At 50.7% G+C, this 15,719-nt stretch carries 9 protein-coding genes; 6 read left to right on the top strand and 3 right to left on the bottom strand.

Going from position 1 to position 15,719, the window contains the following annotated elements:
* Window positions 1-68: 68 nt before the first annotated feature.
* Together RFN81_RS13865 and garD are read right to left on the bottom strand one after the other, a co-directional pair.
* Window positions 69-1,604 (bottom strand): methyl-accepting chemotaxis protein, encoded by a 1,536-nt coding sequence (locus RFN81_RS13865; RefSeq protein ID WP_264496379.1) that lies wholly within the window; start codon window positions 1,602-1,604, stop codon window positions 69-71.
* A gap of 666 nt (window positions 1,605-2,270) precedes the next feature.
* Window positions 2,271-3,836 carry a galactarate dehydratase gene (gene garD / locus RFN81_RS13860; protein ID WP_264496378.1) on the bottom strand — a complete coding sequence of 522 codons (1,566 nt, stop codon included), beginning with the start codon at window positions 3,834-3,836 and terminating at the stop codon, window positions 2,271-2,273.
* A gap of 500 nt (window positions 3,837-4,336) precedes the next feature.
* Between garD and RFN81_RS13855 the strand changes: the two genes are divergently transcribed.
* From RFN81_RS13855 to RFN81_RS13840, 4 genes are all read left to right on the top strand, one after another.
* Window positions 4,337-5,671 carry an MFS transporter gene (locus tag RFN81_RS13855; protein WP_264496377.1) on the top strand — a complete coding sequence of 445 codons (1,335 nt, stop codon included), beginning with the start codon at window positions 4,337-4,339 and terminating at the stop codon, window positions 5,669-5,671.
* A 66-nt stretch (window positions 5,672-5,737) separates the two neighbouring features.
* A complete protein-coding gene (gene garL / locus RFN81_RS13850) occupies window positions 5,738-6,508 on the top strand; it encodes a 2-dehydro-3-deoxyglucarate aldolase (protein ID WP_264496376.1) in 771 nt (256 codons plus the stop codon).
* A 54-nt stretch (window positions 6,509-6,562) separates the two neighbouring features.
* Window positions 6,563-7,477, top strand: coding sequence for a 2-hydroxy-3-oxopropionate reductase (gene garR, locus RFN81_RS13845; protein WP_264498982.1), 915 nt, complete (start codon window positions 6,563-6,565; stop codon window positions 7,475-7,477).
* Window positions 7,478-7,650: 173 nt separating this feature from the next.
* A complete protein-coding gene (locus RFN81_RS13840) occupies window positions 7,651-8,796 on the top strand; it encodes a glycerate kinase (RefSeq protein WP_264496375.1) in 1,146 nt (381 codons plus the stop codon).
* A gap of 110 nt (window positions 8,797-8,906) precedes the next feature.
* Here the strand turns inward: RFN81_RS13840 and barA are convergent, their stop codons facing one another.
* Window positions 8,907-11,681, bottom strand: coding sequence for a two-component sensor histidine kinase BarA (barA, locus tag RFN81_RS13835; protein ID WP_264496374.1), 2,775 nt, complete (start codon window positions 11,679-11,681; stop codon window positions 8,907-8,909).
* A 101-nt stretch (window positions 11,682-11,782) separates the two neighbouring features.
* On the opposite strand from barA, the gene rlmD reads away from it, so the two are divergent.
* Both rlmD and relA read left to right on the top strand, forming a co-directional pair.
* Window positions 11,783-13,132 (top strand): 23S rRNA (uracil(1939)-C(5))-methyltransferase RlmD, encoded by a 1,350-nt coding sequence (rlmD, locus tag RFN81_RS13830; protein ID WP_264496373.1) that lies wholly within the window; start codon window positions 11,783-11,785, stop codon window positions 13,130-13,132.
* A 52-nt stretch (window positions 13,133-13,184) separates the two neighbouring features.
* The gene (gene relA / locus RFN81_RS13825) at window positions 13,185-15,422 is read left to right on the top strand and encodes a GTP diphosphokinase (RefSeq protein ID WP_264496372.1); all 2,238 of its coding nucleotides are present in this window, start codon (window positions 13,185-13,187) and stop codon (window positions 15,420-15,422) included.
* Window positions 15,423-15,719: the final 297 nt, after the last annotated feature.

Genomic DNA, 15,719 nt, shown 5'->3' with positions numbered 1-15,719 from the left:
CATTCAGTGGCGTAATCGGGCGTATCGCGTGCGTTGGCGTAAAACTCATTCGGCATATCCAGAAGAGTTTAACGACCATAGACGTTAATGGCGCTATTCAGTCGCGTAGCCTGAAGATTCAATCCCTCAGCGGCTTCCGTTGAATGTGACACCATATCGGTATTGCGCTGTGTCATTTGTTCTATCTGTGCAATCGAGGTGTTGATCAGGCTTAATGCTGCGGTCTGTTCACGCGTTGCATTGCTTATTTCTTTGATCATGCTAGAAACCTGCAACACTTCGTCAACGATATCGCTGATATGTTTGCCTGCGTTTTCCACCATTGAGCTTCCTTGTTTCACATTGGCAACGTTGGCATCGATCAGCGTTTTAATCTCTTTGGCTGCCGAGGCGGAGTGCTGCGCTAAATTACGCACTTCAGCTGCAACCACGGCAAACCCTTTCCCTTGAACGCCAGCACGTGCCGCTTCAACCGCGGCATTCAGCGCGAGAATGTTGGTCTGAAAAGCGATACTGTCAATTACGCCGATAATATCCACGATTTTATCGCTGGCGCTGGAGATAGAATCCATCATACCGATGGTTTCCTTCATAATCGCGCCGCCTTTTAGCGCGGTATCGCTCGCGGCTGCAGCCATTGTGGTAGCCTGCGCCGACGTTTCTGCACTCTGCTGTACGGCAACGGTAATTTCTTCAATGGCGGCGGCGGTCTGTTGCAGATTTGCCGATGTTTCCTCTGTGCGCATATTCAGGTCGACATTATTTTTTGCCAGTTTATGACTGACATCGGTAATACCGCCCACCTGCGTGCTGACGTCATCAACCAGCGAATGCAGATTCAGACCGAATTGGTTAACGGAACGCAGTAGCAGGCCGATTTCGTCTACCCGATTTAGGCAGATGTGTTTAACTTTGCGACCTGAAACCACATGCTGAGCCTGTTTTAGAATGATGCTAATCGGTTGTGCAATTTGTTTTTGCAAAAAGCAATCCGCGGCGATGATGACGAGCAACGCCAGTGGCAGTAGCCACAGCGGGTTTAACCCACAGAAGGCAAACAGTACCGGGATAAGCCCCGCCGCGAGTACGGCCAAACGGAGGCGCCAGCGGACAGACAGTTTTTGCAAGATCGACAGTGGAGAAAGGAGCCCCGTGCGCACGACCAACCCTTTATAAAACTTGCGGTTACCGGCCTGCTTTTGCTGCATCGCGCTATACAGTTTTTCGGCCTGTTTGATCTCTTCGGCGCTGGGCGTATTACGAACGGAAATATAACCGATGAGCTTTTCGTGCTGGTAAACCGGCGTGACATTAGCGCGGACCCAATAGTGGTCGCCGTTATTGCGGCGATTCTTAATGATACCTGTCCAGCTATCGCCCTGCTGCAATGTAAACCACATGTCCGCATAGGCTTCAACGGGCATGTCGGGATGGCGCACAATATTATGCGGCTGACTAATAAGTTGCTCTTCAGAAAAACCACTGACCTTAATGAAGGCCGAATTGGCATACGTAATATGGCTGTGAATATCTGTTGTGGACATCAATATGGTGTCCATATCTAACAAATACTCCTGCTGTGTAACAGGTGTATTGACTCTCATTATAAACCCCGGTGTCCGTATCCCGTTCAGTTTCCAGACCGCCGCGCTGATTGCCGGCCATATCTCAGCCGCTCCGATTATTACTGGTGCTGAAATAGAGGTGAGCGATAGGCGATGCGTTGCGTGAAATCTGTCCGGTGTTTTGCTGTGTAAATGTTCAAGTTATTCAAACAGATCGACTGAATTTTTAGTGGCCTATTCATTTATATGAAACGTGATCTACTCATTTATCATGAGAGTGCGAATAGCCCCACATTGTGCAAGATAACCAACGTATTACAGTAATGCTGTAACACGCTGGTCATCAATATTAGTGCAATTTTTCAGTATGCATAAATCTATGATGGGGATGATTCGCTGTCAATTGATTCATTTTGCTTGCACTAAATAATCAGTAATAAATGTGTAAGTATAATTAAAAGATATAAGGTATTTTTAGGGATTATTCTTAATGAGTTTTTTTAGTAAAATAAAATCGGAGGGGCTTTCGATTGTTTGTTAATTTTTTGTTTTATTTATTTGCGGGAATGAAATGAAATATTCTCATTTGGACGTTTATCCGTTAATTATTATCCTTTGTTGATTGTTAATTATGGCTAAATTTATTGTAGATCAAATAACGCCATCCGCAGGCCGGATGGGAACACCGGCCTGCGAAATAGATAATCAAGTTACCGGGGCTGGATTGAAAACTGCCAATGCATTATGGATACCCCACTGATCGGACCAGGTTTTTTTCTTGCCGCTGGCGATGTCCAGAATGAAATGGAAGAGTTGCCAGCCTACATCTTCGATGGTGGCCTCTCCGGTCGCGATTGTGCCAGCATTGATATCCATCAGGTCGTGCCAGCGGTTCGCTAATGCGGTACGGGTCGCCATTTTGATCACCGGGACAGCAAGCAGGCCATAGGGCGTACCGCGCCCGGTGGTGAAGACCTGAACGGTAATGCCGGAAGCGAGCTGCTGTGTTCCGCACACAAAGTCACTGGCTGGCGTTGCTGCATAAATCAGCCCGCGTTTAGTAGGACGCTGGCCAGGAGACAGGACTTCAACAATCGCGCTGGTGCCAGATTTGGCAATAGAGCCGAGCGCCTTTTCTACCACATTGGCCAGCCCGCCTTTTTTGTTTCCTGGAGAGGGGTTGGCGCTGCGGTCAGTGTGACCGCTGTCGAGGTAGTTATCGTACCAGGCCATCTCTTCCAGCAGACGCTTGCCGACGTCTTCGTTGATCGCGCGCGGTGTCAACAGATGTATCGCATCGCGCACTTCGGTCACTTCCGAGAACATGACGGTAGCGCCGCAACGAACCAGCAGGTCGGAGGCAAAACCGACGGCTGGGTTAGCGGTAACGCCAGAAAAGGCATCGCTACCGCCACATTGCATCCCGACAACCAGTTCTGAGGCCGGACAGGTTTCACGCTGACGCTGGTTCAAGCGTTGCAGATGTTTGTCCGCCATCGCCAGGATGTCATCCACCATCGATCGGAAACCGACGTGTTGTTCATCCTGCAAGCGAACAATGCTGGTGTCATCCAACGAAATTGCTTGTACATCTGGCGTACCTTCCAGCAGGCGTTCCGGCTGTAATTTTTCACAGCCCAGGCCGACGACCAGCACTTCGCCGCCGAAATTAGGATTGAGCGCCAGATTGTGAAGCGTGCGGATAGGCACGACCGCGGCGGGGGCGTTGATAGCCACACCGCAGCCGTAGAGGTGATTTAATGCGACGACGCCATCCACATTCGGGTACTTGGGTAAGAGATCCCGCTCGATGAGTTTGACGACATAATCCACCACGCCGGCGACACAATGTACGCTGGTCGTAATCGCTAACAGGTTTTTCGTTCCGACGCTGCCGTCGGCATTGCGGTAGCCTTCAAAAGTATATCCTTCCAACGGCGGCAGCGCGGGCGGAACTTTGGTCGCCAGTGGCAGGGTTTCCAATGCCGGGGCCTTAGGCAACTCGACTAAAGATTCGTCAATCCAGCTACCTTTCGCAATATCGCGCAGGGCATAGCCAATAATTTCACCGTAGCGAATGATTGGGCCTGATTTGGCGATATCTTCGAGGGCAACTTTATGACCTTGTGGCACATGTTCAATTAATTCTAATCCAGTATCGAATCGAGTGCCTGCACGTAAACCATTATCATTAACAATAATAGCTACGTTATCATCGTCATGAACTTTTATATAAAATGCTTTGACGACATTCTGCTCGTTCTGTGACATAGCGTCTCCAGTTAATCTCTAATTTTCACAATTGATAATTCTCGTTGCTTTTTATTTAAGTAATGCGGATTTTATAAATATAATATCTGATTTTTTATAACACATAACTGTGCAATTGAATAATATTTACTGATTTTTAATCCTTTATGGTTTGGCAAGTATCTAACTTAATGTGATCTGTATCTCTTTTGCCTTTATTACCTATCTAATTGGAAATCACAGTGTGATGTTAGTCGCAATGTTCTGTGCGTAACGCCAAAAATTACAGTATATTGTTAATCATTGTTGGGCATTGTGACAATGCTATTCCATGATGTAATTTTTATACTTAATACCGTCTTATAACTGTTCGTAGCGTGAACGGATAGTGCAAATTTTTTATAAACGATGTTTTTCCATAAACTGATTGACGTTAAATTTCAAAGCTAACCACTCTGGAAATAGGTTGAGCTAGTCGAGTTGGTTACGATGATGCTTATAATGATAATCGAGGCGATTTTATGAATTCCGATGCGGTTCTTATAAAAAGAAAAACCTATGTTCGCTACATAATATTGTTAATTATATTTACAGTAACTGCGATAAATTATGCAGATCGTGCAACATTATCTATTGCGGGGACTGCGGTAGCGGAAGAATTACAACTAGATGCAGTACATATGGGGTATATTTTTTCTGCGTTTGGTTGGTCATATTTAGTGATGCAGATCCCTGGCGGTTGGCTGCTTGACCGCTTTGGTTCTAAAAAAGTTTACGCCTATAGCATATTCTTTTGGTCTCTATTTACTTTCCTGCAAGGGTTTGTTGATTGGGTTCCATTAGTCTGGGCGCCTGTAACACTGTTTGTATTACGTTTTATGCTGGGTTTTTCTGAAGCACCGTCCTTCCCCGCAAACGCTCGCATCACCGCGGCATGGTTTCCAACCAAAGAGCGTGGTACGGCATCAGCCATTTTTAACTCTGCGCAATATTTTTCACTGGCAATTTTCTCACCTATTCTAGGTTGGCTGACTTATCAATGGGGTTGGGAACACGTGTTCATCGTGATGGGGGGAATAGGGTTTATTCTCACTATTGTATGGGTTAAATTCATTCATAATCCAACTGATCACCCTGGTATCAGTAAGCAAGAATTAGAATATATTTCTAAAGGCGGCGCGGTTGTTGATATGGACCATAAAAAAGGTGATGGTAAGGAAAATAGTGGCCCGAAGTGGGATTATATAAAACAATTGCTCACTAACCGCATGATGCTGGGTGTATTTCTGGGTCAGTATTTTATCAATAGTATCACCTGGTTTTTTCTCACATGGTTTCCCATTTACCTGGTACAGGAAAAGGGAATGTCTATTCTGAAAGTCGGTTTGATCGCAGCAATCCCCGCAATATGTGGCTTTATTGGTGGGGTGTCGGGAGGGGTCGTATCCGATATGTTGTTGAAGCGTGGTTTTTCGCTAACCGCCGCCCGTAAAATCCCTATCGTTTTAGGTATGTTATTGGCTTCTAGTATTATTCTTTGTAATTATACCGATAGCAATGTTTTAGTAGTGACACTGATGGCGCTGGCTTTCTTTGGTAAAGGATTTGGGGCGTTGGGATGGCCTGTTATTTCGGATACGGCGCCTAAGGAAATTGTCGGTCTATGTGGCGGTGTATTTAATGTATTCGGTAACGTTGCCTCTATTGTGACACCATTGGTTATTGGTTACCTGGTTAAAGAATTACATTCTTTTAATAGTGCTCTGATTTTTGTCGGTGTTTCAGCAATAATGGCAATGTTATGCTACCTGATCGTCGTGGGTGAAATTAAACGTATGGAATTGAAAAAGAGTTAAGTTAATAGGCGACAATTATTAAGTTACTTATTGGTTGCCGTAAACATGAATTAATAGAAGGTTATTATGAGTAATACGATATTACCTAACCGTTTTCGCCAAGATTTACAGCAGGGGAAAACGTTGATTGGCTGTTGGTGTGCGCTGGGCAACCCAATTTCGACTGAAGTACTGGGGTTGGCGGGATTCGACTGGCTGGTGTTGGATGGAGAGCATGCGCCAAACGATGTCATGACGTTTATTCCCCAACTTATGGCGTTAAAGGGCAGCCACAGTGCGCCTGTTGTCCGTCCCCCGTGCAACGAGCCGGTTATTATCAAGCGGTTGCTGGATATTGGGTTTAATAATTTCCTGATTCCTTTTGTGGAAACGGCCGAGGCGGCGTCGCGGGCTGTGGCCTCAACGCGTTATCCGCCCGCAGGTATCCGTGGGGTTTCTGTGGCGCATCGTAGCAACAGTTATGGCACCGAGCCGGACTATTTCGCCAAGATTAACGACAACATTACCATTATGGTGCAGATCGAAAGCCAAAAAGGGTTGGACAATCTGGATGCGATTATTGCGGTAGAGGGCGTAGATGGGGTGTTTGTCGGCCCAAGTGACCTGTCTGCGGCACTAGGCTATCTCGGTCAGCCTAACCACCCTGATGTGCAGAAAGCGATTCGGCACATTTTCGATCGCGCGGCCGCCCACAATAAACCTTGCGGCATTTTGGCGCCGGTCGAGGCTGACGCGCGCCGCTATATGGAATGGGGAGCGAGTTTTGTCGCGGTCGGTAGCGATCTGGGCGTGTTCCGCGGCGCTACACAGGCGCTGAGCGACAAATATAAAAAGTAATTCTGTAGTTGCGAGTCGAATCCGCCATGAGGCGGATTGACCGTCAATTGAGTGATATCCACATCAGACAATGAGGTTAGAGCGATGAAAATTGGTTTTATTGGACTGGGCATCATGGGAAAACCGATGAGTAAAAATCTGCTGAAAGCAGGTTACTCCTTAGTCGTGATGGACAGAAATCAGGATGCGGTCGCGGAAGTGGTCGCCGCGGGCGCAACGGCGGCGGAAACGCCGAAACAGGTCGCCGAGCAGTGCGAAGTGATTATCACCATGTTGCCTAACTCTCCGCACGTTAAAGAAGTCGTGCTGGGGGAAAACGGCGTTATCGAAGGCGCGCGGGCGGGAAGCATCGTGGTGGATATGAGTTCGATCGCACCGCTGGCCAGTCGTGAAATCGCAACGGCGCTGGCGGCGAAAGAGATCGCCATGCTGGATGCGCCGGTCAGCGGTGGTGAACCTAAAGCAATCGACGGCACATTATCCGTCATGGTGGGCGGAGATAAGGCTCAGTTTGACCGCTGTTTTGAGATCCTGAAATCGATGGCGGGTTCCGTGGTCCATACTGGTGATATCGGGGCGGGTAACGTGACCAAACTGGCCAATCAGGTAATTGTGGCGCTGAATATTGCAGCGATGTCGGAAGCGCTGGTGTTGGCAACGAAGGCGGGGGTTAACCCTGACTTAGTTTATCAGGCGATCCGCGGTGGGCTGGCGGGTAGCACCGTGCTAGATGCTAAAGCTCCCATGGTTATGGATCGTAACTTTAAGCCGGGGTTCCGTATTGATTTGCATATTAAAGACCTGGCGAACGCGCTCGATACTTCACACGGTGTCGGTGCACAGTTGCCGTTAACCGCGGTAGTAATGGAAATGATGCAGGCGCTGAAAGCGGACGATCTGGGATCGGCTGACCACAGTGCCCTGGCTCGTTACTACGAAAAACTGGCTAAAGTCGAAGTGACTCGTTAAGCCAATGATCGTCACGAGGCTGGCATGGGATGCCAGCCGACTGACCGATAGTCATTCAGATCTCCTTACCGAGTTTCAGGATCTGCTGCCCTGGACGTTGGCAGGTATAAGCGCCGTTTCATGAGCGCGCGGATTATTGATGCAATCGGAACGTTGATGAAATCGGATCGTTTATGAAAATAGTGATCGCACCGGATTCTTATAAAGAAAGTTTGTCTGCACAAGAAGTTGCCACGCAGATTGAAAAAGGATTTCGTGAAATTTTTCCTGATGCCTGCTATGTCAAACTGCCTGTAGCAGACGGGGGGGAAGGCACCGTTGAAGCCATGGTTGCGGCGACCAACGGTAAGATTGTCAATGTTGAGGTGACAGGGCCGTTGGGCGATCGGATTGATGCCTTTTTTGGCCTGTCGGGCGATGAGAAAACGGCGTTTATTGAGATGGCGGCGGCAAGTGGCCTGGAGCGTGTGCCTTCTCAGCGTAGAAACCCGTTAAAGACAACCAGCTATGGCACCGGCGAATTGATCCGTTGCGCGTTAGATCACGGCGTTCGCCACTGTATTATCGGCATTGGCGGGAGCGCGACTAATGACGGTGGAGCAGGTATGGTACAGGCGCTGGGGGTAAAGTTGCTGGATAAGCAAGGCGAGCCGATCGGTTTTGGTGGGGGAGCGCTTGAGCATCTCGATCGTATTGATATCAGCGAGTTAGATGACCGTATTCAAGGTTGCCGTTTTGAAGTCGCCTGCGATGTCACTAACCCGTTGACGGGAAAACAAGGTGCTTCGGCGATTTTCGGCCCGCAGAAAGGGGCGACGCCAGCAATGATTGAACAGTTGGATCGTGCCCTGAAACATTATGCGGCGGTGATCCGACACGACCTGGATATGGACGTGGAACACGTCCCCGGTGCTGGCGCGGCTGGGGGAATGGGCGCGGCGTTACAGGCTTTTTGCCGCGCTGAATTGCGTCAGGGAATTGAGATTGTTACGGAAGCATTAGGATTGGATGAACTGGTGCGAGATGCCACGCTGGTGGTGACCGGTGAAGGGCGTATCGATAGCCAGACGATCCACGGCAAAGTCCCCATTGGTGTGGCGCGGGTCGCCAAAAAATACAATAAGCCGGTGATTGGCATCGCGGGTAGCCTGACAGCGGATGTTGGCGTGGTGCATGAACATGGGTTGGATGCCGTATTCAGCGTACTTTACACTATCTGTTCGCTTGAGGATGCACTGGAGCATGCGGCAGACAATGTGCGAATGACGGCGCGTAATATCGCCGCTACGATTCGGCTGGCGCAGTCAATGTCGCGCTGAATGCCGTTGCGATCCAATCGTATGTTTGTCGGTCTCTTTCTGGGATAGTTATTATTGGGGTGTTACAGCAGGCGTCGACATTACGCCTGCTTTTGGACGCAATGACATTATCACGCTTTGATATAGGGCTGAGCAGCCTGATTTACGTTGTCGATTTCATCTAACAACTCCAGCCATTCGGGTTCTAAATCGCGGGCGGGCGCACCATTACGCAACTGTTGCTCCAGATAACGACAGAGGCGTTTCAGGCGTGGAACGCCGCTGTAGCTGCAACTACCGTGCAGTTTATGAATCAGTTCGGCGATGTCGTCATCCGTTTCTCCTTCCAGGATGCGCACTATTCTTTGCCGCACTTCCGGTAAAAAATCCAACAACATTTTCAGTAAATCTCGCGCTAACGCTGGTTTGTTGGCCGCCTGCTGTTGTGCCAGGCCCCAGTCGAGAGACAACGGCTTATCGTCGCGATCGTCCAGTAAATCTGGCATCACGTTCTGAGCGTGTTGGCGAGGATCGTTGCGCGCATGATGCGACAACACCTCTTTCAGCATCTGTTCGTCTATCGGTTTAGCCAGATAGTCATCCATCCCCGACTGCAGCAAATGCTCGCGTTCACCCGCTAACGCTTGCGCGGTTACGGCGATAATAGGCGTCGCGCTATGGTGAGGGATCTGGCGGATCAATTTGCTGGCGCAGATGCCGTCCATTCCCGGCATTTGAATGTCCATGAAAATCATATCGCATGGGTGCAGCTTCGCCTGCGCGATGGCGTCCTGCCCGCTTCCACACAGGATGACCGTCTCGACCCGTTCTTCTAACAGCGTACCGATCAGTTTCAGATTCGCCGGGTTATCATCTACCGCCATTACGCTCAGCGGCAAACGGGCGGAATGGCGTGCGACTTCTTGGGGGGATGAGGTATTGTCCGACAGAAGCGGGGCGCTGCCTTGAAGCAAGGGCAACAGGCGCGCGGCGGAGAGCGGTTTACTTAGGCAGGCATGGATACCTAGGGCTTTCAACTGTTCGGCATCCATTAGCGCCAGACTGGGCAGCGCCAGGATTACGCAAGGCGCGCGACGGCACAGATCGCGCAGTGTGGGCGCGTAGTCGAGTAGCGTATTACGGTATTGCACTGGCGTACCGAGCAATAGCATATCAAATTCGCCTTCAGGTAATTGCTCAATGGTTGGACTGTAGCTGACGATTAGCGGCGTCTGACTTAGCATATCCAGCGTGGCTTGTGCGGCAATGGGGTGGGATTCAACGTAGGCTAGATGTTTTCCTTGTAGGCCCGCGTAGTCCGGCTTTGTTGGTGTGGCATGAGGATTGAGCGGCAGCATAATGTTGAACCAGAACGTTGATCCCTTATTGGGCTGGCTATAAAAACTGATGTCGCCGCCCATCTCTTTGATCAGACGTTGAGTAATGACCAACCCTAGCCCCGTACCGCCATAGCGCCGAGAAATACTGGTATCGGCCTGACGGAAAGCCTGGAACAATTGCGTCTGCTGTGCTTCGGCAATGCCGATACCGGTATCGCGTATCTGGACCTCTAGCTGAACCTGATGATGTTCCTGCCGACGCTTTTCTATCCGGATATCGATGTTGCCCTGTTCAGTAAACTTAATCGCATTACCCAGCAGGTTCGTGATGATTTGCTGTATTCGCAGCGGATCGCCAATAAACTGCTCGGGTACGTCATTCTGAATACTCAGCGTTAACTCCAGCCCTTTTTCATGCGCCGTGTGTGCGAGCAGCATGACCACATCATCCACCGTGTTGTGCAGTGAGAAGGGAATATCCTCCAGCGTAAGTTTTCCGGCCTCAAGTTTTGAGAAATCGAGTACATCATTAATGATAGTTAACAGATTATTGGCGGAACGTTCGATGGTGAGCAGATAGTCAGTTTGTGTGGGGTTGAGCGGCGTTTTCAATGTTTGGCGAGTAAAGCCGATCACGCCATTCAGCGGCGTTCTGAGTTCATGCGACATATTTGCCAGAAACTCTGACTTGATGCGCGCGGCTTCTTGCGCCCGCTTTTTGGCCAGATCCAGCTCGACATTCTGGATCTCCATTTGCTCCAGCGTTTCCCGCAGATCGTAGGTCGCCTGATCGATATTCTGCTGCATCTCTTCATGGTAAGCGGTTAGCGACATGGCCATAGAATTAATGCCATTTTTTAGCATATTCAGTTCGCCAAGCATCGCCCCTTCCACACGACTATCCAATTGCCCACGGCGAATGCGATCGACGGTATCAACCATATTGCGAATTGGCGTCGTGACATCCCGCATCAGACGGTAGGCAAAAAGGATAGCGACGCTCAACGATAACAGCAGCAGGAGGGCGGCGATGAAGATTTCCTGATACTGCTGAAGCCGAATGGTGCTGGCGTCCAGTTCAATGCGCAGATAGCCGAGAGGGGCGACGATAGTGGACAACGCGGGTTTCGTCCCGGTAGGCAGGAATTCACCATCATTAACAATAGGCATATGCAGAATCAGCGCGTCACTGGTGTGGAGCAGGTGCAGTTTATTATCGGGGTGCATTTCATTACTAGGAGGTGCAAAGACGTTAGTGTTACGTATGTTGGTCGTCGCCAATAGCTGGTTGTGCGCGTCAAACACGCTAATGGTGCGAATAATCGCAGAGTGGCGGCGGTGTAGCGTATTGATTAAGGACGGAATCGTATCCATCTGGCGATGGGTAATCGCGTAAGCGCAGATGGTCGCCAGCGGTTCAATGATGCTGGTGCCAGAGTTTGCCAATTGTGACTGCAACTGGTTGTAACGGTGGATGACAAAAAATGTACTAAGTAGCAGCCCGATCATGAGCGTCGGCGCCAAAATCAGTATCAACATCCGTGCACGAAGACTGTATTTGGTCATGAGGTTCCAATGTGGGAGAATTAGCGTATGCAGCGCCCCCTGTTAGTGATACTGCTTTTATCAGGTGCGGCTGTCCAACTTAAGAGATAATCGATCGTATTATGGCGCAATTCTACTCTCCGAACCGGCGTGTGACGACCCGGAAAACGGTTCCAGCTAAAAACCTCACAGTTACCGTGTCGTCACTCGATCCATTTGGGCAAGGCGTTGCGCGTCATGAGGGAAAGACGGTGTTTGTCACCGGGGTCCTACCAGGGGAGCAGGCTGAAGTCCAACTTACGGAAGAAAAACGCCAGTTTGCGCAGGCAAAACTTCACTCTCTGCTGACAGTGAGCCCACAGCGCGTTGAACCCCGATGTCCACATTTTACCCACTGCGGCGGCTGCCAGCAGCAACATGCCGATATTGCGCTGCAACAACACAGTAAAATGGCGGCCTTAGCGCGTCTGATGACGAGAGAAACGGGTGTCGATTTACCCGACGTTTCACTGATTTCCGGTACACCTTATGGTTATCGGCGACGTGCGCGCCTTGCGTTATACTTTCAAGCGAAAGCGCAACGGTTGCTGATGGGCTATCGGCGGACCTATTCTCACGATCTCGTGGACATCGACGCCTGTCCGGTGTTGCGCCCCGAACTTGACGCGTTGTTGCAACCCTTGCGCGCTTGCCTAAGCCGATTAAGGGCAGTGAGGCGTCTGGGGCATGTGGAATTGGTACTGGCGGATAATGCGCCATTGCTGGTATTGCGGCACCTTGATTCACTGCATTCTTCCGATGAGCAGGCGCTGCGTGATTTTGCTTTGCAGCAGGGTGTCTCTGTTTATCTGGCGCCGGATGCCGACACGTTGACGTGTTTGTACGGGGATGCGCCTATTTATCGCGTGGATGGGCTGACGCTGGCCTTTAGCCCGCGTGATTTCATTCAGGTCAATGACGCGGTGAACCAGCAGATGGTTGCGCAGGCGCTGGCATGGCTCGATGTGCAGCCGCAGGACAGCGTTCTGGATTTATTTTGCGGCATGGGGAATTTCACGCTGCCGCTGGCTCAACGCGCCGCCAGCGTCGTTGGCGTCGAAGGCGTGCCCGCGCTCGTTGCGAAAGGGCGAGAGAATGCTCGTCGTAATGCCTTGAGCAATGTCACATTTTATCACCAAAATCTTGATGATGACGTCACGCAGCAGCCGTGGGCCGCGCAGGGTTTTGATAAGATATTACTCGACCCAGCGCGTGCAGGCGCGGCTGGCGTTATGGCGCAGATAGTCCGGCTGGCGCCGAAGCGAGTGGTGTATGTTTCCTGCAACGCCACGACGCTAGCACGCGACAGCAAAGTCTTGTTAGCGGCAGGTTTTCGGTTGGCGAATGTCGCGATGTTGGATATGTTTCCACATACCGGGCACCTCGAATCGATGGCACTGTTTTTGCACGATAGCGCTACGCGAAAGGCGTGATGAACAGCGGGGACGCATCGTTTGCAAGGTGAAGGTAACGTAGGGAGAAATTATGGTTGCGGTAAGAAGTGCGCATTTGAATACGGCAGGTGAATTCGTCCCTGATGCGTGGATTGCTTCACTCGGCATCGCTAATCAGCAATCGTGTGAGCGTTTAGCTGAAACCTGGCGTTACTGTGAACAGCAAACGCACGATCACGCCGATGCAGCATTGCTACTGTGGCGTGGTATTGAGATGGTGGAAATTTTGTCCACGTTAAGTATGGACAATGACAGCATGCGCGCGGCGTTGCTTTTTCCTCTGGCGGACGCGCGCGTCGTCGATGAGGCGACGCTGGAAGCGACGTTTGGGAAAAACATCGTCGATTTGGTGCATGGCGTGCGCGATATGGATGCAATCCGCCAGCTTAAAGCGACACAGCATGACTCCGTAGCATCCGAGCAGGTCGATAATATTCGCCGTATGCTGTTGGCAATGGTGGAAGATTTCCGCTGCGTGGTGATCAAACTTGCCGAGCGCATCGCCCATTTGCGTGAAGTGAAGGACGCCCCGGAAGAAGAACGGGTGCTGGCGGCGAAAGAGTGTACCAATATTTATGCGCCGCTGGCGAATCGCCTCGGTATCGGTCAGTTGAAGTGGGAACTGGAAGATTTTTGCTTCCGCTATCTGCACCCTGATGAATATAAAAAAATTGCCAAGCTGCTGCATGAGCGACGCATCGACCGGGCGCAGTATATTGATGATTTTGTTAAAACGCTGCGCAATGCGATGGACGAAGCAGGTGTTCAAGCAGAGATTTATGGCCGACCTAAGCATATTTACAGTATCTGGCGCAAGATGCAGAAAAAATCATTGGCGTTCGACGAACTGTTCGATGTGCGAGCGGTGCGCATCGTCGTTGAACGGTTGCAGGACTGCTATGGAGCGCTTGGTATCGTACATACCCACTATCGTCATTTACCCGATGAATTTGATGATTATGTCGCCAACCCCAAACCGAACGGTTATCAATCTATTCATACCGTGGTGTTAGGGCCGGGGGGGAAAACGCTTGAAATTCAGATTCGTACGCGTCAGATGCATGAAGACGCCGAGCTAGGCGTCGCGGCACACTGGAAATATAAAGAAGGCACCGTCGCGGGCGGGCGCTCCGGTTACGAAGGCCGCATCGCCTGGCTGCGCAAGCTGCTGGCCTGGCAGGAAGAGGTGGCGGATTCGAATGATGTGCTGGATGAAGTTCGCAGTCAGGTGTTCGACGATCGCGTCTATGTCTTTACCCCGAAAGGCGATGTTGTGGATCTTCCGGCGGGTTCCACGCCGTTGGATTTTGCCTATCATATTCACAGCGATATCGGACATCGCTGCATTGGCGCGAAAATTGGTGGGCGCATTGTGCCGTTTACCTATCAGTTGCAAATGGGCGATCAGATCGAAATTATCACTCAGAAGCAGCCGAATCCCAGCCGCGACTGGTTGAACCCGAATCTGGGATACATCACTACCAGCCGTGGGCGTTCCAAGATTCAGAACTGGTTCCGCAAGCAAGATCGCGACAAGAATATTCTGGCTGGGCGACAGATTCTGGATGATGAACTGGCGCATTTGGGCATCAGCCTGAAGGCGGCGGAGAAGTTGCTGCTGCCGCGCTACAACGTGAATTCGCTTGATGAATTGTTAGCCGCGATTGGCGGCGGCGATGTTCGCTTGAATCAGATGGTGAATTACCTGCAATCACAGTTAAAACAGCCGAGTGCGGAAGAACTGGATCGCGAGGCATTGCGCCAGCTGAAACAAAAATCGCATCAACCTCCGACACGCAGCAGTAACAAGGACAACGGCCGCGTAGTGGTTGAAGGCGTCGGCAATCTGATGCACCACATTGCCCGATGCTGCCAGCCCATTCCCGGCGATGAGATTACCGGTTTTATCACGCGAGGGCGTGGAATTTCGATTCATCGCGCGGATTGTGAGCAGTTGGACGAACTACGAGCCAGTTCGCCGGAACGTATCGTCGATGCGGTGTGGGGGGAAAGCTACTCCAGCGGTTACTCATTGGTGGTGCGAGTTATCGCCAACGATCGTAGCGGACTGCTGCGTGATATTACTACCATTCTGGCGAATGAGAAGGTTAATGTTCTGGGCGTCGCCAGCCGCAGCGACACCAAGCAGCAACTGGCAACGATCGATATGGAGATTGAGATCTACAACCTGCAAGTGCTGGGCCGCATTTTGGCGAAGCTCAACCAACTGCCGGATGTCATTGACGCGCGGCGCCAGCAGGGAGCGTAAATGATGTTTTCACCATCAGCCAGTTGAAAACTTTGTACGAGTGTGGTGAAAAGTTTCGTGCGTAGTTAGCAATTGTGTTCTTTGTAGCACCATTGCCACGCCCGACTGAGGGATGCTCAGGTGCCGCATCCCTCAGAACCCTGGCTTTTGGCGATAATTGTGCCGCGTTGCGGTTCCTTCGATGCAAATGTCCGCTGTCGAGCCACCTGTGACGCGTTCCCTACGCGGCACAGGTTTTCGTCGCCGCATCCCTGCGGCTCACTCGGCGGTCATGTGCATCTCAGCACAATTTTTTAC

This window comes from Pectobacterium cacticida (assembly GCF_036885195.1).
In the GTDB taxonomy this organism is placed as follows: domain Bacteria; phylum Pseudomonadota; class Gammaproteobacteria; order Enterobacterales; family Enterobacteriaceae; genus Pectobacterium; species Pectobacterium cacticida.
Note: the sequence above shows the minus strand (reverse complement) of the source record. Positions and strands in the feature narration are given on the sequence as shown.